The organism is Metabacillus sp. KH_069 (assembly GCF_057838075.1).
The window spans coordinates 2,945,493-2,967,232 of record NZ_CM174460.1 but is presented as its reverse complement, the minus strand read 5'-3'; the positions used below and the strand labels follow the sequence as shown (position 1 = coordinate 2,967,232).

The following is a 21,740-nucleotide window of genomic DNA, read 5'->3' as shown; positions in this document are numbered from 1 at the left end:
AACTCCATCTTTTCAGATGGAGTTTTTTGTATCCTCTAATAGCGGCTGCGTCTGGAAAACTTTTCCTTTACCCTCTTTCTTTTTACCCGCTCTGAAAAGAAGTGCTGCCGGTATGAAAATATAAATCATCATTCCAATGAACCATTGTAAATAATTATATAATTCATAAGCTTCCACTCCAAATCCCATGACACATCCCCCTTTCTACCTATTATTATTAAATCTGAAAATTCTGTCAAGAATTCTTTTTGTCTATTTATCCTTCGTTCTTCATAGGTTTTAGTAATAACCACAGAGGAGGACAAGATGAAACACTACCTCGCTAATTTAGATCCGGCAGTAAGATCAATGGCTCTATTAAGACTATTATCTGCAAGCATTGAAATGACGGCAGCTATATTAATGCTCGTATTCAACGATGTGCGCAAAGCTGTATTAATTAATTCCATGCTAGCCATCGTCGGTCCGATTATTTTTATTTTAACCATGACAATAGGAATCTTTCAGATTGCAGAGCAGCTTTCATATGCAAAACTGATTTTTATCGCAATCGGGGTGTCATTTATATTAATTGGCGTCTATAAGTAATATAAGAAGTCATATTGTGTCCAAGCCTGCATAAACATTAGAGTATCAAGAGACTATGCAAGGAGGAAGCCAGTTGAACGAGATTACAGAGATGCTTCCTGAAACTATAAGAAGACACGTGCTGAACCTGCCTCGGGAAGCGCTTGAAAAAATTGAAGAGATCCGCATCAGGATTTTGAAAAGAGTAGAAATTGTTGTTGCAGGAGAACCATTTTTTCTGCCTTGCGAGGCTACTTATCAAGACGGAATATCTCTATTAAATGAGCTGAGCCAATACTCCATCTATACGCTTGAAGAGGAGCTGAAGCGAGGCTTTATTACGATTCAGGGCGGCCATCGCGTGGGACTGTCAGGACGTGTTATTACAGAAAACGGCGCTGTGAAAGCAATTCGAAATGTAACATCTTTTAATATTCGGGTGGCAAAGCAGAAGAAAGGCATTGCTGAACCTTTTATTTCCAGCATCTATCATAAAGCCTGGATGAATACCATGATTATTGGTCCCCCTCAAACAGGAAAAACAACTCTTCTTCGCGATTTTGCAAGAGTTATGAGTACAGGAACAGGCAGTATTCCTTCTGTAAAAGTAGGAATTGTGGATGAGCGGTCAGAAATTGCAGGCTGCATCAATGGAATTCCGCAGCATGAATTTGGGGATAGAGTGGACGTGCTTGATGCTTGTCCGAAAGCAGAGGGAATGATGATGATGATCAGGTCAATGAGTCCGGATGTTCTGGTTGTGGATGAGGCAGGCAGGATGGAAGATACAGAAGCTATTTTGGAGGCCGTTCATGCCGGAGTAGGGCTTTTCATTTCTGTTCACGGCTATTCGCTTGACGACGTCATTTCACGCCCGACAATTAAGCCTTTGGCAGAGCATGGCATCTTTAAACGGTATATTGAACTCTCAAGAACGAATGGGCCTGGGACGATTCAAAGAATATTGGATGCTGATAGACGGCTGATACGGAATGAAGTGAGTATACCGTTATGATAAAAATACTAGGAGCTGTATTTATTTTGCTTGCGACTACATGGACAGGGTTTGAAGTGGCGAAGCATATAAGTGAGCGACCGCGCCAGCTGAGGCAGCTTAAGGTTGCTCTCCAGGCTCTTGAGGCGGAAATTATGTATGCGCACACTCCTCTCAAAGAAGCGGCAGCCACTTTGTCAAAACAGATGCCAAAGCCGCTCTCATGGTTTTTTGAAGAGTTTTCAAAACGATTGTCCGCAGGGCATACAAGTGTGAAGGCAGCCTGGGAAAATAGCCTGCAGGAAGTTTGGCGGATGACGGCATTTAAGCAGGGAGAATATGAAATTTTAAAGCAATTTGGTGAGACGCTCGGACAGCACGACATCGTATCGCAGCAAAAACATATTCGCCTGACCTTAACCCATCTTGAACGAGAAGAAGCGGATGCTCTTGATAAACAAAGCCGCTATGAAACAATGCTGAAAAGCTTAGGTTTTTTATCTGGATTATTGCTCGTTATTTTATTGATGTAGCAGTCAGGAGGATTACATGTAATGGGAGTAGATGTGAATATCATTTTTCAGATAGCGGGAATTGGAATTGTCGTGGCATTTCTGCATACGATACTTGATCAAATGGGAAAGAAAGAGTATGCACAATGGGTTACATTGCTTGGATTTATCTACATTCTGTTCATGGTTGCTTCCATAGTTGAGGATCTGTTCCAAAAAATAAAATCAGTCTTCCTCTTTCAGGGATAGGGGGGGCTCTGCGATTGAAATTATCCAGATTGTCGGACTTGGCTTAGTGGCCACTTTTTTAGCATTAATCGTAAAAGAACAAAAGCCGACATATGCTTTTATGCTTGTAGTATTTGTCGGCTGCGTCATTTTTCTATTTCTGGTCGATCAGGTTTCACAGATTATCACGATGATTGAAAAAATAGCATTGAATGCAAATATTAATATGATGTATGTAGAAACGATTTTAAAAATAATCGGAATCGCCTATATTGCAGAGTTTGGAGCTCAGATTACAAAAGATGCCGGACAGGGCGCCATCGCCTCAAAAATTGAGCTTGGCGGAAAAATTTTGATTCTGGCCATGGCAGTGCCGATATTAACTGTCATTATAGAAACCATTATCGGATTAATACCGGCTTAAAAGCGAGGCTTTAAGGGGTGAGTAAAATGAAAAAAGGAATCATCGCCATCTTCTTTCTTTTCTTTTTTTCTTTTCCAGTGATTGTACAAGCCTCTCCCCCTCCACAGCAGCAGGACTTAATTGATCAGCAAATAGACAAGCTCGGAATTCAGGAAATCAAAAAATTCTGGGATGATATTATGACAGAGTATGGAGGGTATCTTCCAGAGAGTCAAAAGGGAAGCTTGCTTCAATTTTTAAATGGAGAAAAGGAATTGTCCTTTCAGGAATGGTCAAAAGCGTTTTTGAAATATATTTTTCACGAGATCATTGCAAACGGAAAATTGCTCGGAACTCTAATTCTGCTGACGATATTCAGCATGCTTCTGCAGCTGCTTCAAGATGCATTCAGCCAAAGTACGGTAAGCAAAGTAGCATATGCGCTTGTCTATATGGTGCTGATGATCATCGCTCTTAATAGTTTTCACATAGCGATTGAATACACAGTTGAAGCCATACAGACGATGACAAGCTTTATCTTGGCGCTGATCCCCCTGTTGCTTGCGCTCATGGCGGCTTCTGGAGGCTTAATCTCAGCAGCGTTTTTCCATCCTGTCATCCTCTTCCTTATGAACACAAGCGGGGTATTGATTGAAAAAATCGTTCTGCCGCTGTTATTCCTCTCAGCTCTGTTAAGCATCGTAAGTACATTGACAGATCAATACAAAGTGACCCAGCTTGCACAGCTGCTGCGCAATATAAGTATTGGTCTTCTCGGAACGTTTTTAACCGTCTTTCTCGGTGTCATCTCTGTTCAGGGAGCATCAGCCGCCGTATCAGACGGTATGGCAATTCGAACAGCTAAATTTGTCACAGGCAACTTTATTCCGGTGCTTGGCAGAATGTTCACCGACGCAACGGATACAGTCATCAGTGCTTCGGTCCTTTTAAAGAATACAGTCGGGATTATCGGTGTCGCGATCCTGCTATTTATCGCAGCGTTTCCTGCGATAAAGGTTTTGACACTTGCCTTTATCTATAAATTTACGGCTGCCCTGCTGCAGCCGCTCGGCGGAGGACCGATTATCAAGTGCCTCGATATCATCAGTAAAAGCGTGATTTATATTTTTGCCGCACTTGCCATTGTTTCTTTGATGTTTTTCTTAAGTATTACGGTCATTATTGCTGCTGGAAACATTACCATGATGGTTCGTTAGGAGGAGGATGCATGTCTTTTTTAACAGAATGGATAGCGAATATCATTCTATTTATTATGCTTGCTGTCATCCTTGATTTGCTGCTGCCGAATTCGGCCATGCAAAAGTACGCAAAGATGGTCATCAGCCTTCTGCTTATCGTCATCATTCTCTCGCCGATCTTCAAATTATTATCAGCTGACATCAATACGCTTGTATCAGATGTTCAAATGGAATCTCCAACAAAGGAAGAAGAAATAAAAAAAATGATTGATTTGCAAAAAAAAGAAATACAAGCTTCCAATGATGCATATATTTTAAAAAACATGGCTGTCCAATTAAAATCACAGGCAAAAGAGGAGCTGGTGCAAAGCTATGATGTATCGATTAAACAAATCTCTCTATCTGTAGATGAACCATTTGAAGAAATTCAGGAAAGCCTGCAGGGCATAGAGGTGATACTTGAAGCAGAGGAAGCAGAATCCGAAGCGGTTGAAACCATTCAGCCAGTTGTTCTTGGTGCAGCGGAAACAGAAGAAACTGAAAAAGAAAATCAAATCAGGCAGGCATCAGAGATAAAAACATACCTGGCAAGTATCTGGGAAGTTGACCCTGATAAGATTTCCTTGAAAATGGAAGGAGGGGAGGGCAGCACAGATGAGTAATCCAAAGAATTTGTTTGAGAAGCTAAAAAGTATGATAAACATTGAAAACGGCAAAAAACCATCTAAGTATCATTATGTTCTAATCGTTTTGGCAATCGGAATAGGTTTTATGTTGATCAGCAACCTTTTCACGAATGAGGCAAGTTTGCCGAAGGTGTCGCAAGTCTCCGGTCTGACATCAACAGCTTCAGGTGATGCCGATGTCTTTAAACCCTCTGAAGAAAGCGGGGGTTCAGGGTCTATCGATAAATACGAGCAAGAATATGAGAATCAATTAAAAGAAGCGCTTGATTCAATGGTTGGCATTGAGAATGCAATGGTTGTCGTCAATGTAGATGCCACATCAGAGCAAATTCTTGAAAAAAACAGCGTGTCACAAAGCCAAACGACAGAAGAGACTGATCCTCAGGGAGGGAAGAGGACGGTCGAAGATGGATCAACAGAAGAATCCGTTGTCATTATCCGAAAGGGAGAACAGGAAACTCCAATCATCCTTCAGACAAAGAAACCGGAAATCAGGGGAGTGCTTGTTGTAGCTGCGGGTGCTGATAACATTCAAATAAAAAAATCAATTGTTGAAGCTGTAACGAGAGTGCTTGGGGTACCGAGTCACCGCGTTGCGGTTGCAGCTAAAAAAGGGAAATAAAGGAGGATTCACGAATGATGCTGAAAAAACAAACGGTTTGGTTATTAACGATGTTAAGTTTGGTTGTAGTTCTGTCAGTCTACTATATTACAACTCCTGAAGAAGTGAAAAACGATGTGGCATTGACTGGAGCAGAGGCTGAAAAAGGTGAAAAAGCAGAAGCCGTGAAAGGGACAGAAAAGGAAAATGACAAAGGGGAAGTTACGATCGAGGAGGCTGAGGACGGAACTGTTGTATCGGTTTCAAACGATGAGCTTTTTGCTACAATGCGCCTGCAGCTTGAAGATGCGAGAAGTGCAAGAAAAGAAAGCTTAGAGGATATCGTAGCAAGCAAAGATGTATCAGCCGCTGAGAAAAGTGCAGCAAGAGATGAAATGAATGCAATTGATGAAGCGGTGGCAAATGAGGAAATTCTTGAAACGTTCATTAAATCCAATGGTTATGACGATGCTCTCGTCCGCATCGAAGGAGAGAAAGTGAAAGTAACGGTGAAAGCAAAAGAGAGCTCAGCATCTGAAGCAAACAAAATCATTCAGCTTGTCAGCAGTGAGATGAAAGGCATGAAAGATGTAGCGGTTACATTGGAGCCTTCTAATCAATAAACAGCAACTTCCCTGTGTGTCTGCTACACAGGGATTTTCTATTTAATTGGTGTAAACGTTTCATATTTTTTTGATTTACCTTATAATTTAAAGTAGTCTTACATATTAAGATCCTCTTCTTCAGGAAAGAATTAATATTGAATTTAATGCATGACCTGTCGTAAGATGTATAATAGGACTAAGTTTTAGTACTAGATTATAAAACAAATAAGATGGTCAAGAAATCATCAAGAATTTGAATAGGGGTGCCAGCAGATGTTGAAGATACAAGAAATCAGAGAACTGATCAAACTCATTGACCAGTCATCTATTGATGAATTTACTTATGAACATGAAGGTTCAAAAATTAAATTGAAAAAACGTTTGGATGAATTAGAGAAAGCTGCAAATCGCGTTACTTCAGTAGCAGCAGTCGAACAGAGCCAAAGCCCTGCTCCACAGGCTGTGGCCGCAATGCAGGAAGTAAAAGAACAGCCTAAGAAAGAAGCAGAAGCTCCTGTTCAGGAGGAATCCTTACATAAAATCACGTCTCCAATGGTTGGAACGTTTTATGCTGCATCTTCACCGGACACAGACGACTATGTAAAAGTAGGATCAAAAGTGACAACTGATTCAGTTGTTTGTATCGTTGAAGCCATGAAATTGTTTAATGAAATTGAAGCAGAAGTAAAAGGGGAAATTGTTGAAATTCTAGCTGAAAATGGTCAGCTTGTTGAATACGGTCAGCCATTATTCCTTGTCAGACCAGAGTAAGGAGAGAAACTATGATTAAGAAATTGCTTATAGCAAACAGAGGAGAAATTGCGGTTCGGATTATTCGGGCGTGCAAAGAACTTGGAATAGAGACGGTTGCAGTCTTCTCAGAAGCAGACAGGGACTCATTGCATGTTCAGCTGGCTGATGAAGCGTATTGTGTCGGTCCGACAGCTTCAAAAGACAGCTATTTGAATTTCACGAACATTATTAGTGTTGCAAAATTAACCGGCAGTGAAGCCATTCATCCCGGCTACGGTTTTTTAGCTGAAAATGCTGACTTTGCAGAGCTTTGTCAGGAATGCAACATCATCTTTGTGGGACCAAGCGCTGATGCCATTTCCAAAATGGGAACAAAGGATGTAGCAAGGGAAACGATGAGAAAAGCGGGAGTGCCGATTGTTCCGGGTTCACAGGGAATTATTAAAGATTCAGGCGACGCTGTCTCGCTTGCAAATGATATCGGGTATCCTGTTATAATTAAAGCAACAGCAGGCGGAGGCGGAAAAGGGATCCGGGTCGCTAAAACAGAACAAGAGCTGATTAAAGGCATCCAAATTACTCAGCAGGAAGCAGCAACTGCTTTTGGAAATCCTGGAGTCTATATTGAAAAGTACATTGAGGATTTCAGACATGTAGAAATTCAGGTTATGGCTGATTCCCTGGGCAATGTCATTCACCTGGGCGAAAGAGATTGTTCCATTCAGCGCCGTCTTCAAAAATTACTTGAAGAAACACCTTCTCCGGCATTGTCAGCAGAAATGCGCGAGACGATGGGAAGAGCAGCTGTTAAAGCAGCAGAAGCAGTTAACTATACAGGAGCGGGAACGGTAGAATTTATTTTTGATTATCTTGAAAATAAATTTTATTTCATGGAAATGAATACACGTATTCAAGTTGAGCATCCCGTGACTGAAATGGTAACAGGCATTGATTTGATTAAAGAACAGATTAAAGTAGCCTCAGGATCTGCCCTGTCCGTTAAGCAGGAAGATGTTGTTTTCAACGGCTGGGCCATCGAATGCCGGATCAACGCAGAGAATCCGGAGAAGAATTTTATGCCGTCACCAGGAAAAATTGAGATGTACTTGCCGCCCGGCGGACTGGGTGTTAGAGTAGATTCTGCAGTGTACCCTGGCTATACAATTCCGCCATACTATGACTCGATGATTGCTAAACTGATTACATACGGCGCTACGCGTGAAGAAGCAATTGCGAGAATGAAGCGAGCCCTGGGTGAATTTGTGATTGAAGGAATTCATACAACGATTCCTTTTCACCAAAAGCTGCTTGAGCATGAAACATTTGTATCAGGGGAGTTTAATACGAAATTTTTAGAAATCCATAAAGTGATGGAAGCTTGAAAAATATATGGAGGTGCTGATTCTTGAAAGAAAACAAATTACTTGAAATGACTCATGAAGAAAATGGTCTTGGCAAGGTTGAAATTGCCCCTGAGGTCATTGAGGTTATTGCCGGTATTGCAGCTTCTGAAGTAGAAGGCGTTGCCCAAATGCGCGGCAACTTCGCATCTGGCGTAGTTGAGCGTTTAGGGAAAAAAAATCACGGCAAAGGTGTAAAAGTTGATCTTTCAGAAGACGGAATTACGATTGACGTATATTGTGTCATGATGTTCGGAGTTTCCATTCCTACGGTTGCTCAGCGCATTCAGGATAATACGCGCCAGGCTTTATACAACATGACAGCACTTGAAATCAATGAAATTAATATTCATGTAGTCGGAATTCAGTTTGAAACAAAGTCACAGGAAATTGAAGTCGACCAGGAAATGTAAAACCAGAGGAGATCTTCCTTTGGTTTTTTTTTGCATAAATAGATTGAACATTTGGTTAAGTACGAATATTAAGTTGTATGTGAAGTTTTTTATTCGTTATTTCGACAGAAAAGGTTTTTAACGATGTGCTTCTGTTCATGAAATATGGTATTATCTTTTTATGACATTTCGACATTTTTGTACATAAAGGAGCAAGAACAAATGAAACGAAGATTAGCAAGAGAAAAAGCGCTGCAGGCACTCTTTCAAATAGATGTAAGTGATATTGATCCTAAAGAAGCGATGTCTCATGCGCTTGACGGGGAAGAATTGGACGAGTTTATGACTGCTCTTGTTCTTGGAACAATTGAGCATATGGCAGAGATTGATGAACAAATCAAACCTCATTTAGTGAAATGGAAACTCGAAAGACTTGCAAATGTAGATCGATCTGTACTGCGTCTCGCTGTATACGAAATGATGTATATTGAAGAAATTCCAGTCAATGTGACTCTTGATGAAGCAATTGAACTCGCAAAAACCTTTGGGGATGATCAATCACCGAAGTTTATTAATGGTGTCCTCTCAAACATTAAACAGACGATTGACAAATAATCAATCACAATACTCGGAGGAGGAACAAACAATGACAGCTTCAATAATCAGCGGAAAAGAATTAGCTCAGGAAAAACGCAAACAGCTTGCACAGGAAGTGAAAGAATTAAAACAGCAAGGTGTTGTGCCGGGACTTGTCGTAATTTTAGTAGGCGATCATCCAGCATCTATTTCTTATATTAAAGGAAAACAAAAAGCGTCAGAAGAAATCGGCGTGGCATTCACGCTTGAACATTTTCCTGAATCAATGCAAGAAAAAGAACTTCTGGATGTAATTGAGAAATATAATCATGATGAAAGCTGCCATGGCATCCTTGTTCAGCTTCCATTGCCAGATCATATTCAAGAAAAAGCAGTCATTGAAAAAATTTCTCCTTTAAAAGATGTAGATGGATTTCATCCTCTGAATATCGGGCAAATGATGATCGGCGAAGATACATTCTTGCCGTGCACACCTGCAGGAATTGTGGAAATGATAAAATCTGCAAATATTGAAATTGCGGGTAAACATGTTGTAGTAGTAGGACGAAGCAATATCGTAGGCAAACCGGTCGGCATCTTGCTTCTGAATGAGCATGCTACTGTTACGTATTGTCATTCAAGAACGCCGGATTTAAAAGATGTAACAAAGCAAGCCGATATTTTAGTTGTAGCTGTAGGCAGAGCTAATTTCATTACAGGCGAGCACATAAAAGAGAATGCTGTCGTAATCGATGTTGGTGTCAATAGGCTTGAGACAGGGAAGCTGTGCGGAGATGTTGTTTTTGAAGATGCAAAGCAAATAGCAAGCCACATCACTCCTGTTCCGGGCGGCGTAGGTCCGATGACGATTACAATGCTTGCTCACAATGTAGTAAAATCAGCAAGAAATTCCGCTGAAAGACTGCAGGTAAGTAAAGAGCTTTAAAGGAGTCCTTGGCGATGAGTGAAATGAAGCATGTGACAGTTACGGCGTTAACAAAGTATATAAAACGAAAGTTTGATGTCGATCCCCACCTGAAGGATATATGGGTGAAGGGTGAACTTTCAAATGTTAAAATGCACAGCCGAGGCCATATGTATTTCACATTAAAGGATGAAGGTGCACGAATTGCAGCCGTTATGTTTGCAGGCCAAAATTCATCTCTTAAATTCAAGCCTGAAAATGGCATGAAAGTGCTGCTGCGCTGTGAAATTTCTGTTTATGAACCGAGCGGCAGCTATCAAATGTACGTGAAAGAAATGCAGCCGGATGGTATCGGAAGCCTGTACCTTGCATATGAGGAACTTAAAAAGAAACTTGAACAAGAAGGGCTGTTTGATCAAAAGCATAAACAGCCGATTCCAAAATACCCTCAGGCAATAGGTGTCATTACCTCGCCTACAGGAGCTGCAATCCGGGATATTTTGATTACAATCAAGCGCCGCTATCCTTCAGTTAAAGTCATCATTCTCCCTGCACTTGTGCAGGGAATCCATGCTGGCCCGTCTGTTGTTGGAGCGATTAAGCAGGCCAATGCACTGGGCTATCTGGACGTGCTGATTGTTGGCCGCGGCGGAGGATCCATCGAAGAATTATGGGCATTTAACGAAGAAATGGTTGCTAGAGAAATATTCAATTCCGCCGTTCCGGTCATCTCTGCTGTGGGACACGAAACGGATTATACAATTGCAGATTTCGTTGCAGATTTAAGGGCTCCTACTCCAACTGGAGCAGCAGAGCTTGCAGTACCGCATTTTGCAGAGCTTCTGGAGAGAACTTCAAATCGGCAAACACGTCTTCTGCGTGCAATGCAGGAAAAGATTTCTTCAAAAAAAGAGCAATTGGCCTATTATCAAAAGTCGTATGCCTTTAAATATCCGAAGCAGCTGTATCAGCAAAAGGAACAGCAGCTCGATCAATTAGTAGAAGCACTTCAAAAAGAAAGCCTCAGGTCCATTCAGCTGAAAAAGGACAAATATGATCAATTAAAAAATCGTTTATACCGTCTGCATCCCCGTGAACAAATCCACCGTGAAAAAGAGAAGCATCAGCAATTGATCAAGAAAATGACAAGGGATATGTCCGTTCTGCTGCGTCATAAACAGACGGAATTTCAGTCAATGGCCGCAAGCCTGAACGCGCTGAGTCCGCTGAAAATAATGGAGCGGGGATACAGCATTGCTTATCAGGATGAAAATCTTGTGAAAAGTATCTCACAAGTCAAAACGGGTGATGAACTTCACATTCAAATGCAGGACGGGCAGGTTACTTGCCAAGTTACAGGAGTGGAGGAGCGAAAAGCTTATGAGTGAGAAAAAAGAAGCTACTTTTGAACAAGCCATGGAAGAGCTCGAACAAATAGTCGAAAAGCTTGAAGAGGGCGATGTGCCACTTGAGAAAGCAATCGCTTATTTTCAGGACGGAATGAAGCTTTCAAAACTTTGCCATGATAAGCTGCAGGCGGTTGAAAAGCAAATGGACCAGATTCTCCGCGAAGACGGAGAGCTTGCTCCTTTTGATCTGCAGGAGGAAGAGTAATGACGCTGTCCCTTGACGTTTTTCTTTCTTCCAGAAAAAAGAAAATGGAGGAAGAGCTGCCTTTATACATCAGGAGGCTTGCTGCCCCTCCATCTATTAAAGATGCAATGATCTACTCGCTAAGCGCAGGCGGCAAAAGAATTCGCCCTGCTTTAGTGTTCGCCGTGCTGCATGCTTTCGGAAAGAAGGAAGAAATCGGAATCCCTGCTGCGTGCGCAGTGGAAATGATTCATACATATTCTCTTATTCATGATGATCTTCCCTCTATGGATGATGATGATTTAAGAAGAGGAAAGCCTACAAATCATAAAGTGTTCGGAGAAGCACTGGCCATTCTTGCAGGAGACGGTCTCCTTACGCACAGCTTTGGTCTGATTGCTGATCAGGAGGACATTTCTGCAGAGAAGCGCCTTGCCCTGATCAGTGAATTAGTAAAAGCTGCAGGCGTTGAAGGAATGGTAGGCGGTCAGGTGGCAGACATGCAGGGTGAAGCGAAAAACCTGACCCTCTCAGAGCTGGAATATATTCATGAACATAAAACGGCAAAATTACTCGTTTTCAGTATTATCGCTGGAGCAATCTTAGCTGATGCATCCCGCGCGGAAATCGCTCAGCTGCGTGAATTTGCTTACCATATCGGAATTGCCTTTCAAATTCAGGATGATATTTTAGATATTGAAGGCCAGCAGGTTAAAATAGGAAAACCTGTCGGATCGGATGAAACAAATCAAAAAACGACCTATCCGTCACTTCTTACTTTACCCGGTGCGAAACAGAAACTGGAAGACCATATTAGCCATGCAAAAGCGATTCTGGGAGATATTGATATCCACTCAGACTTGCTTGAAGAGTTATGCGACTTAATTGCTTCAAGAGATCATTAAACCAAAAACGTGACAGCTGAATGTCACGTTTTTAATTTTAAACGGTTTTTTCACCTCAATTCGGTTTCACCTTCTGCTCAATATCTCTTCAACCTGTTATAGCACACCATCAAATTGAGGTTTTTATGACGGTATGTTATACTTACACCATATTTTATACATATCGATTCCATACAGCACGGGATATCAGGATGAAAAAAGAATTTCATGAAATGCTGCAAATGTCGCCGTTATCACAGCTGTGTTAGCGGCTATTTTAAACAATAAAAGAACCATTTAGAAAATGAACTGAAAGTGAGTGATCCATTTGGATCTGTTATCCATTAAAGACCCTTCATTCCTTAAGAAGCTATCAAATAATGAATTAGAGCAATTGAGCGCCGAAATCCGCAAATTTTTAATCGAGAAGCTCTCTGTCAGCGGCGGACATATCGGACCTAATCTTGGCGTTGTTGAGCTGACAATTGCTTTGCATAAAATATTTGACAGTCCAAACGATAAATTCCTGTGGGATGTGGGGCATCAATCGTATGTTCATAAAATTTTGACTGGACGGGCATGCGAATTCGATACAATCAGGCAATATCAGGGTCTGTGCGGATTTCCTAAACGCAACGAAAGCGAGCACGATGTTTGGGAAACAGGACACAGTTCTACTTCTTTATCTGCAGCAATGGGGATGGTCATTGCAAGAGATTTAAAGGGGACAAAAGATCATATCGTGCCGATTATCGGTGATGGCGCCTTAACAGGAGGAATGGCTCTCGAAGCGCTAAATCATATTGGACACGAACAAAAAGATATGATCATTATTTTGAATGATAATGAAATGTCTATTGCACCAAATGTAGGTGCTCTTCATAATGTGCTTGGAAAATTAAGAACGGCAGGAAAATACCAATGGGTTAAAGATGAGCTTGAGTATATTCTGAAGAAAATACCTGCTGTTGGCGGCAAGCTTGCAGCGACTGCCGAACGTGTAAAAGACAGCTTAAAATATATGCTGGTATCAGGCATCTTTTTTGAGGAGCTTGGAATTACTTATCTAGGCCCCGTAGATGGTCATAATTACGATGATCTTTTTGAGAATCTGCAGTATGCTAAGAAAACAAAAGGACCCGTTCTTTTACATGTCATTACAAAAAAGGGCAAAGGGTATCAGCCTGCTGAAACAGATAAAATTGGGACATGGCATGGTACTGGACCGTATAAGATTGAAACGGGCGATTTCGTAAAGGGTGAAACCGCAGGTCCTGCGTGGAGCAGCCTTGTCAGCGAGACCGTCAGAAGAATGGCGCGGGAAGACAATCGAATCGTTGCCATTACACCTGCTATGCCTGTCGGTTCAAAACTCGAAGGCTTTGCAAGTGAATTTCCGGACCGGATGTTTGATGTCGGAATTGCAGAACAGCATGCAACTACAGTGGCTGCGGGACTTGCCACACAGGATATGAAACCGTTTCTGGCCATCTATTCAACATTCCTTCAGCGTGCATACGATCAGGTCGTTCATGACATATGCCGTCAAAACCTCAATGTTTTCATCGGAATCGACCGATCAGGATTAGTTGGTGCTGATGGTGAGACGCATCAGGGTGTTTTTGATATCGCGTTCTTGAGACATTTGCCGAACATGGTAGTCATGATGCCTAAAGATGAAAATGAAGGACAGCATTTAGTCTATACTGCATTAAAATATAATGATGGGCCAATCGCACTCCGTTACCCTAGAGGGAATGGAATTGGCGTAAAAATGGATGATGAGCTGAAAGAAATCCCAATCGGAACATGGGAAGTAATCAGAGAGGGTACAGATGCTGTTATCCTGACTTTCGGCACAACGATTGAAATGGCTATGAAGGCTGCGGAAAGTCTTGCGGAAAAAGATATTTCAGTCCGAGTGGTGAATGCAAGGTTCATCAAACCTCTTGATGAGGCAATGCTTTCAGAAATCTTTGCTGAAAATATACCGGTGCTTACAATTGAAGAGGCTGTTCTTCAAGGCGGATTCGGCAGTGCGGTGCTTGAATTTGCTCATGAGCAGGGCCATTCAGATGCGGTTATAGACCGAATGGGCATTCCTGACCGTTTCATTGAACACGGCAGCGTAAATAAACTGCTTGAAGAAATAGGATTAACGGCTGCTCACGCAGAGGAACGGATTTTAAGCATATCAAAAGCGAAAGAGAAAAGGGTTTAATGAATGAGTTCGAAAAAAGAAAGAATTGATATCCTCCTCGTTGAAAGAGGACTGATTGAAACGAGAGAAAAAGCGAAGCGTGCCATTATGGCAGGGCTCGTCTATGCAAATGAAGAAAGAGTTGAAAAACCGGGCGAAAAAGTAGATCCTGCTCTAACTCTTACGATCAAGGGGAATATGCTGCGATATGTAAGCCGCGGAGGTTTGAAACTTGAAAAAGCATTAAAAGAATTTGATCTTTCAGTTGAAAATAAAATTCTCCTCGATATTGGCTCTTCAACAGGGGGATTTACAGATTGCGCCCTGCAAAATGGAGCCAAGCTGTCTTATGCGCTTGATGTGGGCTATAATCAGCTTGCTTGGAAACTCCGTCAGGATGACCGTGTTGTTGTCATGGAACGGACGAATTTCAGATATTCCACACCAGCTGATTTTTCAGAAGGATTGCCTGAAATTGCTTCGATAGATGTTTCATTTATTTCTTTGAAATTAATTCTGCCGGCACTTAAAAAGATTCTGGTTGCCGGCGGTGACTGCATCGCTCTAGTTAAACCGCAGTTTGAAGCAGGCAGGGAGCTCGTGGGTAAGAAAGGGATTGTCAGAGATCCTAAAACGCATAAAATGGTATTGGAATATATTACTGACTTTGCGCTAAAAGAAGGATATGACTGCTGCAATCTGTCTTTTTCTCCTATAACAGGAGGAGACGGCAATATCGAATTTCTGCTCCATCTGCGATGGAAGGGAACGGATGAAGCAGGAAACATGAACTTTCCTGATACAATCGACAGCGTGGTTGAAAAAGCCCACAATGAACTAAAAAGCAAAAAATCGGAACAGGAATAATAGAGCAGCTATTATTCCTGTTTGTTTTGATTAAAATAAGAACATACACTTCGACAAAAACGTGTACTTTTATTAAAATATCATATAACATATTCAGTATAAACATACAGTTAACAAGGGGTGCCTAATGAATAAAGGTCAAAGACACATAAAAATCCGCGAGCTGATTACTCATAATGAAGTTGAAACTCAGGATGAGTTAGTGGACATGCTTAAGGAAGCTGCCTTCAACGTGACACAGGCCACTGTTTCAAGAGATATTAAAGAGCTTCATTTAGTGAAAGTGCCTATGCTTGACGGAAGGTACAAATACAGCCTTCCTGCAGATCAGCGTTTTAATCCGCTGCAAAAGCTGAAGCGGGCTTTAATGGATGCCTTCGTGAAAATTGATTCAGCAGGGCATAACATCGTCATGAAAACGCTGCCTGGCAATGCTAATGCCATTGGAGCATTAATTGATAATCTTGATTGGAATGAAATTCTGGGCACTATATGCGGAGATGATACGATTCTCATCATTTGCCGTACGCCTGAGGATACTTCAATTATTTCGAAACGTTTTCTTGATATGCTTTAATAACGAAATATTTAAGGGGGGATCCGGCGCTGTGTTAGCGGAACTTTCAATAAAAAACTTTGCAATTATTGAATCATTGACGGTTTCCTTTGAGAAAGGGCTGACCGTCTTAACTGGAGAAACCGGAGCAGGTAAATCGATTATCATTGATGCCGTCCATTTGCTGGTCGGCGGAAGAGGCTCATCTGAATTTGTTCGTTACGGAGAGAAACGTGCTGAATTAGAGGGTCTTTTTTTACTTGATGATGAAAAACACCCCTGTATAGAGAGGTGCAATGATTTTGGAATCGATACGAGCGACGGCATGATTGTTTTAAGACGAGACATTTCATCCTCGGGAAAAAGCATCTGCCGTATTAACGGGAAGCTTGTCACCATAGGAATTCTTAGAGAAATCGGACAAATGATTATTGATATTCATGGACAGCATGACAATCAGGAGCTGATGAACGAGGAAAACCACTGGAAGCTTCTCGATCAGTTCGGCTCGGGAAAAATCAATCATGCACTTGCTTCTTACAGAGAAATTTACGATACATACGCAAAGCTTGTGAAAAAAATAAAACAGCTGTCTGAAAATGAACAGGAAATGGCCCATAGGCTTGACTTAATTCAGTTTCAGCTTGAAGAAATTGAAAAAGCAGATTTGAAAATCAAAGAAGATGAGAGGCTGATGGAAGAAAAAAGCCAAATATCCAACTTTGAAAAAATATTTGAATCGCTTCAAAACAGTTATAATTCACTGCACGGCGAGCAGAGAGGCCTCGATTATATTGGCCATTCCATGAGTCAATTAGAAGAAGTATCAGCAATAAATGAGTCGCTGAAAGAAATGTCCGAAACCATTTCAAACTGCTATTATATGCTTGAGGATTTATCTTTTCAGATTCGAAATGAGCTGGATCAATTGGAATTCGATCCCGAACGCCTGAATGAAATCGAAACAAGACTTGGGGAAATTACCCATCTTAAGAGAAAATACGGACAGGATGTAGAAGAAATCCTGGAATACGCAGCAGCCATTGAAGAAGAAATTGACACGATTCAAAACCGTGACAGTCATTTGTTCAAGCTGAAAAACGAGTTGGACAGCCTGGTGAAAGATCTGATCGTTGAAGCAAAGAATGTGACGGCCGTCCGGAAAAAAAGCGCCGCTGAGCTGACAAAACAAATTCAGCGGGAGTTAAAAGAATTGTATATGGAAAAAACAAAATTTGAGGTTGTTTTTGGCGTAAGGGAAGGAAGCAAGGATGCGCCTCAGATTGATGGTGTACCTGCTAAATTTGGAGAAAATGGCGTGGATGAAACGGAATTTTACTTATCGACTAATCCTGGCGAACCATTAAAACCGCTCTCTAAAATTGCTTCCGGCGGAGAGCTCTCAAGAATAATGCTTGCCATGAAAAGCATCTTTTCAAAGCACCAGGGTGTCACATCCATTATTTTTGATGAGGTGGACACAGGTGTAAGCGGACGGGTTGCACAGGCAATTGCAGAAAAAATTTACAAAGTTTCTGTCGGTTCACAGGTCCTTTGTATTACGCATCTTCCACAAGTTGCTGCGATGGCAGACACACACCTTTTCATATCAAAAGAAACGGTTAAAGGAAGAACCAAAACAAGCGTAAAACCTCTTCTGGAAGAAGAAAAAATAAAAGAGGTCGGCAGGATGATCGCCGGGGTTGAAGTAACAGATTTAACAAAACAGCACGCAAAAGAGCTGCTTGCTCTTGCTGATACGGTCAAGAGCTTATAAATACTGCCATCCCCGGCAGTATTTTTTTTGGGTTTTTTACGTCAAATCAAGTATACAGCCGATTTATCACGGCTAACTATTCAATCCGCTACCTTATTTTTTAGCATTACCCGCGTTATACATCAAAACAGCAACATTTTCTTTTTATATCAGTTATAAATGCGCCTTCAGAAGGCAAAATTAATGAATGTAGCCGATGTATTGGTGTGGTGTAAGGAGCGAGGAGAGTGTGTATATTTGGGCTTTGATAAAATTAGAAAAATAATTGGTTGTATTCTCCTTGTTTCTTTAATGAGTTTAGGATTTGTAAAACCTGTTAAAGAATACATTCAATTGCCAAATTCTTTAACCGTATTTGAAAATCAGCAATTATCAATGGAAACATCTCTGCAGGCTGGTGCCAAAGCCGGCAATTCAGAACAGGTTTTTTCAATTAAAACCGGTGCTGAATCCCTTCAGATTGAAGGAAAGCAAAGCGGAGTTGGTGAAATAGTATTTGATTTAGCGGGAATTCCCATTAAAAAAGTAGATGTAAAAGTGCTTGAAGATTTTAAAGTCATTCCAGGCGGTCAATCAATCGGTGTGAAACTAAATACGCTTGGTGTTCTTGTTGTCGGTCATCATCAAATTAAAACAGCAGAGGGCAAAAAGTCACCCGGTGAAATTGCCGGTGTTCAAGTCGGAGACATCATTAAGAAAATAAACGGCTCTACAGTCGAGAGTATGAGTGATGTAACGCCGTTTATACAGGATGCTGGAAAAACAGGCAAACCGCTTGATTTAGTTATATCCAGAGAGAATCAAGAAATTGAAACAAAATTAGTTCCTTTAAAAGATGAAAATGAACGTGCTTACCGAATAGGTTTATATATACGTGATTCCGCAGCAGGAATTGGGACCATGACTTTTTATGATCCAAATTCAAAAAAATACGGAGCCCTTGGACATGTTATTTCTGATATGGATACGAAAAAGCCGATTGTCGTACAGGATGGGCAAGTCGTACAATCAACAGTGACATCGATTGAAAAAGGAAGCAACGGGAATCCTGGCGAAAAGCTGGCGAGGTTTTCAAGTGACCGTCATGTAATCGGCAATATTACAAGGAACAGCCCGTTTGGAATCTTCGGGAAGCTTAATGAGGACATGGCAAATGGACTTTACGATAAGCCAATGCCAATTGCATTATCAAACGAAGTAAAAGAAGGTCCCGCTCACATTTTGACAGTGGTCGACCAGGACAAAGTAGAAGAATTTGATGTTGAAATCGTCAGTTCAACTCCTCAAAAATTTCCAGCGATTAAAGGGATGGTCATTAAAATTACCGACCCGGCACTTTTAGCGAAATCCGGAGGTATTGTTCAGGGGATGAGCGGAAGTCCTATTATTCAAAATGGGAAAGTAATCGGAGCAGTCACTCATGTTTTCGTAAATGACCCAACGTCAGGTTATGGTGTTCATATTGAGTGGATGCTGAGTGAAGCGGGTATTGATATCTATCATAAAGATGCAAAAAAAGCGAGCTGATGAATTAGCTGTTGAGACAAGTTTCTTAACAGCTATTTTTTTTTGGCTTTATTTATGGTCTAATTTTAGGTAAAATGTAAGAAAGAAGATTTTTCGACAAAACTGTTTAACTTTGGAAAAGACAAATAGCGTAACTCGTCGAAAACGTGAGGAAATTGAAGAATAATTTAGATATTTCATTTTTTTGGTATTTTTTAAAAAAATAAGAGGAATTTTTGTTGCATTGTCGAAATTCTCATTTAGAATGATGTATAGAGATACTATCGATTTAGGCGGGAAATGAAGACTGAGGAGGAAGCTTAATTGAAGAAAATAAAAGTGTGTGTCGTTGATGATAATCGGGAGCTAGTGGGGCTTTTGGATGAATTTATTTCAAGTCAGGAAGACATGGAAGTGCTTGGTATTGCATACAATGGACAAGAGTGTCTGAATATGTTAAAGGACAAAGATCCAGATGTTTTGGTTCTGGACATTATCATGCCTCATCTGGACGGACTTGCCGTTTTAGAAAAAGTGAGAGAGATGGAAAAATCCAAACAGCCTAATGTTATCATGCTTACAGCTTTCGGGCAGGAAGATGTGACAAAGAAAGCAGTTGACCTTGGTGCATCTTATTTCATCTTAAAACCTTTTGATATGGAAAACCTGGTTAATCATATTCGTCAAGTAAGCGGAAAATCAGCAGCGCCGATTCTTTCAAGATCAAACTCCTCTCTCAGATCCCAGTCCGAAAATAAAGGAAGAAACCTTGATGCGAACATTACGAGCATTATTCATGAAATTGGCGTTCCCGCTCACATCAAAGGCTATTTATATTTAAGAGAAGCCATTTCAATGGTGTATAACGATATCGAATTGCTTGGATCCATTACAAAAGTGCTGTACCCTGATATCGCCAAAAAATATAACACGACAGCAAGCCGTGTAGAGCGGGCGATCCGCCATGCAATTGAAGTAGCCTGGAGCCGCGGGAATATTGAATCGATTTCCTCTTTATTTGGATATACAGTAAGCATGTCTAAAGCGAAACCGACAAATTCAGAATTCATCGCAATGGTCGCTGACAAATTGCGATTAGAGCATAAAGCTTCTTGAGAGAGCTAGAATCTTAGAGGCTGGATCATAAAAAAAGAACCCAATCAATTGAAAATTGGGTTCTTTGCTGTTTATTCTTCTTTGTCTTGTTTCTGCATTTCAGCAAGCTTAGCAAGAAGGATATGCTGAGGCATATGCATAATTTGTTCAATCGGCACGTTTAGTTCCTCAGAAAGCTTTATCGCTGTTTCAGCGGATATTGGAAGTGGTCTCATAGCTCTTTTATGCTCCTTTTAAAAATAATGGAAACAGGTGATGCACATGACCAAAATATTTGGGCACCGAGGTGCTGCAGGTACTTGTCCTGAAAATACGATGCCTTCTTTTAAGGCGGCAATTGACTATGGTGCCGATGGAATTGAACTTGATGTCCATCTTTCCAAGGACGGAGTTCCAGTTGTTATTCATGACGAAACGGTTGATCGTACAACGAATGGAACTGGTTTTGTGAAAGACTTACCTTTTTCGCAGCTTAAAACATTGGATGCCTGCTTCCGCTTTCCTGAATACTCAGGAATAGCATGCATCCCATCTCTTGAAGAAGTGCTTTCATGGAGCGGAACTTCAAATTTTCTGGTGAATATCGAACTGAAAAATGATCGGATTCATTATGAAAACCTTGAAGAAAAAGTCATACAGCAGATTTTCACTCATAACATGCAAAATCGCGTTATTCTCTCATCCTTTAATCATGACAGTCTGATGAGATGCCGCAGTATCTCAACTGAACTGGAGACGGCAGTCCTTATAAGCGAGAGGTTATTTGAACCGTGGAATTATGCCAAAACACTTTCAGCCAGCGGAATTCATCCTATCCATTATGCAGCTGATCAGCACGTGATCTTTCAATCTCAGGCTAATGGTATCCATGTGCGCCCGTTTACAGTCAACGATGACACGACCATGCGAATGCTTTTCAAATCAGAGTGTGCAGGATTTTTCACGGATTACCCCGAAAAGGCACGATTGCTAAAAAAAGAAATAATTTGACCCCGTTTATCTTAAACTAACGGGGTTCTTTTATTTTTCTGGAATTTTTTCTGCACTTTATTTCGTTTGCGGTCACGGTAAAAAATAAATCCTGCGACAAAACTTAATCCGCCTATAAATAAAAGCAGCCCGGCAGTGAATTGCAGCCCCAGGTTTGGAAAAGGAGCTTGGAGAATTCCAAAGAGCATATCACGCATTAATTTAATGCCGTAGCCGGCCAAAACTCCGGGAATCACCATGATTAATAAAGCGAAAATTCGTATCATTTTTTTATTCCTTTCCCCTTTGTCTGTTTAAATTGTTCAACGAAAAAAACAATTTGTCAAGTGTACAAAAAATGATATGATGAAACTGTGCAAAATTTTGCACGAATCATTCAAATACATATTTTTCATATAAAAAACGGTAAG

At 41.0% G+C, this 21,740-nt stretch carries 27 protein-coding genes; 24 read left to right on the top strand and 3 right to left on the bottom strand.

Annotated features, from left to right (window positions below; translation table 11 throughout):
• Positions 1-12: 12 nt before the first annotated feature.
• Positions 13-189 (bottom strand): hypothetical protein, encoded by a 177-nt coding sequence (locus tag AC3ISE_RS14905; protein ID WP_489221590.1) that lies wholly within the window; start codon positions 187-189, stop codon positions 13-15.
• Positions 190-306: 117 nt separating this feature from the next.
• Here AC3ISE_RS14905 and AC3ISE_RS14900 point away from each other — a divergent pair, with 117 nt between their 5' ends.
• The 23 genes from AC3ISE_RS14900 to spo0A all read left to right on the top strand — a co-directional run bounded on the left by AC3ISE_RS14900 (position 307) and on the right by spo0A (position 20,340).
• Complete coding sequence (locus AC3ISE_RS14900) at positions 307-588, top strand: YqhV family protein (RefSeq protein ID WP_070876650.1); 282 nt, start codon at positions 307-309, stop codon at positions 586-588.
• 73 nt (positions 589-661) lie between these two features.
• Positions 662-1,582, top strand: a complete 921-nt coding sequence (spoIIIAA, locus tag AC3ISE_RS14895) for a stage III sporulation protein AA (protein WP_489221589.1) — start codon at positions 662-664, stop codon at positions 1,580-1,582.
• Positions 1,579-2,094, top strand: coding sequence for a stage III sporulation protein SpoIIIAB (gene spoIIIAB / locus AC3ISE_RS14890; protein ID WP_070876652.1), 516 nt, complete (start codon positions 1,579-1,581; stop codon positions 2,092-2,094). The genes spoIIIAA and spoIIIAB overlap by 4 nt, the downstream gene beginning before the upstream one ends.
• Before the next feature lie 21 nt (positions 2,095-2,115).
• A complete protein-coding gene (spoIIIAC, locus tag AC3ISE_RS14885; protein WP_029279768.1) occupies positions 2,116-2,322 on the top strand; it encodes a stage III sporulation protein AC in 207 nt (68 codons plus the stop codon).
• A 13-nt stretch (positions 2,323-2,335) separates the two neighbouring features.
• Positions 2,336-2,725: a stage III sporulation protein AD gene (gene spoIIIAD, locus AC3ISE_RS14880; protein WP_175443507.1), complete on the top strand. Its 390-nt coding sequence runs from the start codon at positions 2,336-2,338 to the stop codon at positions 2,723-2,725.
• A 26-nt stretch (positions 2,726-2,751) separates the two neighbouring features.
• Positions 2,752-3,921, top strand: a complete 1,170-nt coding sequence (gene spoIIIAE / locus AC3ISE_RS14875) for a stage III sporulation protein AE (RefSeq protein ID WP_489221588.1) — start codon at positions 2,752-2,754, stop codon at positions 3,919-3,921.
• An 11-nt stretch (positions 3,922-3,932) separates the two neighbouring features.
• Complete coding sequence (gene spoIIIAF, locus AC3ISE_RS14870) at positions 3,933-4,565, top strand: stage III sporulation protein AF (RefSeq protein ID WP_489221587.1); 633 nt, start codon at positions 3,933-3,935, stop codon at positions 4,563-4,565.
• Entirely contained in the window at positions 4,558-5,211 is a 654-nt protein-coding gene (spoIIIAG, locus tag AC3ISE_RS14865; protein ID WP_489221586.1) for a stage III sporulation protein AG, read from the top strand. Before spoIIIAF ends, spoIIIAG begins: the two co-directional genes overlap by 8 nt.
• A gap of 17 nt (positions 5,212-5,228) precedes the next feature.
• Positions 5,229-5,813 (top strand): SpoIIIAH-like family protein, encoded by a 585-nt coding sequence (locus AC3ISE_RS14860; protein WP_489224346.1) that lies wholly within the window; start codon positions 5,229-5,231, stop codon positions 5,811-5,813.
• A 255-nt stretch (positions 5,814-6,068) separates the two neighbouring features.
• Complete coding sequence (gene accB / locus AC3ISE_RS14855) at positions 6,069-6,566, top strand: acetyl-CoA carboxylase biotin carboxyl carrier protein (RefSeq protein WP_489221585.1); 498 nt, start codon at positions 6,069-6,071, stop codon at positions 6,564-6,566.
• 11 nt (positions 6,567-6,577) lie between these two features.
• Positions 6,578-7,930 (top strand): acetyl-CoA carboxylase biotin carboxylase subunit, encoded by a 1,353-nt coding sequence (gene accC, locus AC3ISE_RS14850; protein ID WP_070876658.1) that lies wholly within the window; start codon positions 6,578-6,580, stop codon positions 7,928-7,930.
• Positions 7,931-7,953: 23 nt separating this feature from the next.
• Positions 7,954-8,361, top strand: coding sequence for an Asp23/Gls24 family envelope stress response protein (locus AC3ISE_RS14845; protein ID WP_070876659.1), 408 nt, complete (start codon positions 7,954-7,956; stop codon positions 8,359-8,361).
• 201 nt (positions 8,362-8,562) lie between these two features.
• A complete protein-coding gene (gene nusB, locus AC3ISE_RS14840) occupies positions 8,563-8,955 on the top strand; it encodes a transcription antitermination factor NusB (RefSeq protein WP_070876660.1) in 393 nt (130 codons plus the stop codon).
• 31 nt (positions 8,956-8,986) lie between these two features.
• Positions 8,987-9,862: a bifunctional methylenetetrahydrofolate dehydrogenase/methenyltetrahydrofolate cyclohydrolase FolD gene (folD, locus tag AC3ISE_RS14835; protein ID WP_489221584.1), complete on the top strand. Its 876-nt coding sequence runs from the start codon at positions 8,987-8,989 to the stop codon at positions 9,860-9,862.
• 14 nt (positions 9,863-9,876) lie between these two features.
• A complete protein-coding gene (xseA, locus tag AC3ISE_RS14830; RefSeq protein ID WP_489221583.1) occupies positions 9,877-11,229 on the top strand; it encodes an exodeoxyribonuclease VII large subunit in 1,353 nt (450 codons plus the stop codon).
• Entirely contained in the window at positions 11,222-11,455 is a 234-nt protein-coding gene (locus AC3ISE_RS14825; protein WP_133310152.1) for an exodeoxyribonuclease VII small subunit, read from the top strand. Before xseA ends, AC3ISE_RS14825 begins: the two co-directional genes overlap by 8 nt.
• Complete coding sequence (locus tag AC3ISE_RS14820; RefSeq protein WP_489221582.1) at positions 11,455-12,339, top strand: polyprenyl synthetase family protein; 885 nt, start codon at positions 11,455-11,457, stop codon at positions 12,337-12,339. Before AC3ISE_RS14825 ends, AC3ISE_RS14820 begins: the two co-directional genes overlap by 1 nt.
• A 307-nt stretch (positions 12,340-12,646) precedes the next feature.
• Positions 12,647-14,539: a 1-deoxy-D-xylulose-5-phosphate synthase gene (gene dxs / locus AC3ISE_RS14815; RefSeq protein ID WP_489221581.1), complete on the top strand. Its 1,893-nt coding sequence runs from the start codon at positions 12,647-12,649 to the stop codon at positions 14,537-14,539.
• Positions 14,540-14,542: 3 nt separating this feature from the next.
• Complete coding sequence (locus AC3ISE_RS14810) at positions 14,543-15,385, top strand: TlyA family RNA methyltransferase (protein WP_489221580.1); 843 nt, start codon at positions 14,543-14,545, stop codon at positions 15,383-15,385.
• 127 nt (positions 15,386-15,512) lie between these two features.
• Positions 15,513-15,962, top strand: coding sequence for a transcriptional regulator AhrC/ArgR (gene ahrC / locus AC3ISE_RS14805; protein WP_133310156.1), 450 nt, complete (start codon positions 15,513-15,515; stop codon positions 15,960-15,962).
• Between the two features lie 31 nt (positions 15,963-15,993).
• On the top strand, positions 15,994-17,718 hold the full coding sequence (gene recN / locus AC3ISE_RS14800; protein WP_489221579.1) for a DNA repair protein RecN: 1,725 nt from the start codon (positions 15,994-15,996) through the stop codon (positions 17,716-17,718).
• A 237-nt stretch (positions 17,719-17,955) separates the two neighbouring features.
• Positions 17,956-19,245, top strand: a complete 1,290-nt coding sequence (gene spoIVB / locus AC3ISE_RS14795) for a SpoIVB peptidase (RefSeq protein ID WP_489221578.1) — start codon at positions 17,956-17,958, stop codon at positions 19,243-19,245.
• Positions 19,246-19,548: 303 nt separating this feature from the next.
• Positions 19,549-20,340, top strand: a complete 792-nt coding sequence (spo0A, locus tag AC3ISE_RS14790) for a sporulation transcription factor Spo0A (protein WP_070876669.1) — start codon at positions 19,549-19,551, stop codon at positions 20,338-20,340.
• A gap of 71 nt (positions 20,341-20,411) precedes the next feature.
• Here the strand turns inward: spo0A and AC3ISE_RS14785 are convergent, their stop codons facing one another.
• Positions 20,412-20,555, bottom strand: a complete 144-nt coding sequence (locus AC3ISE_RS14785) for a YycC family protein (protein ID WP_309192651.1) — start codon at positions 20,553-20,555, stop codon at positions 20,412-20,414.
• Positions 20,556-20,601: 46 nt separating this feature from the next.
• On the opposite strand from AC3ISE_RS14785, the gene AC3ISE_RS14780 reads away from it, so the two are divergent.
• Positions 20,602-21,330, top strand: coding sequence for a glycerophosphodiester phosphodiesterase (locus tag AC3ISE_RS14780; protein WP_489221577.1), 729 nt, complete (start codon positions 20,602-20,604; stop codon positions 21,328-21,330).
• A gap of 11 nt (positions 21,331-21,341) precedes the next feature.
• On the opposite strand, the gene AC3ISE_RS14775 is transcribed toward AC3ISE_RS14780, so the two are convergent.
• The gene (locus AC3ISE_RS14775; RefSeq protein WP_070876672.1) at positions 21,342-21,596 is read right to left on the bottom strand and encodes a DUF2627 domain-containing protein; all 255 of its coding nucleotides are present in this window, start codon (positions 21,594-21,596) and stop codon (positions 21,342-21,344) included.
• Positions 21,597-21,740: the final 144 nt, after the last annotated feature.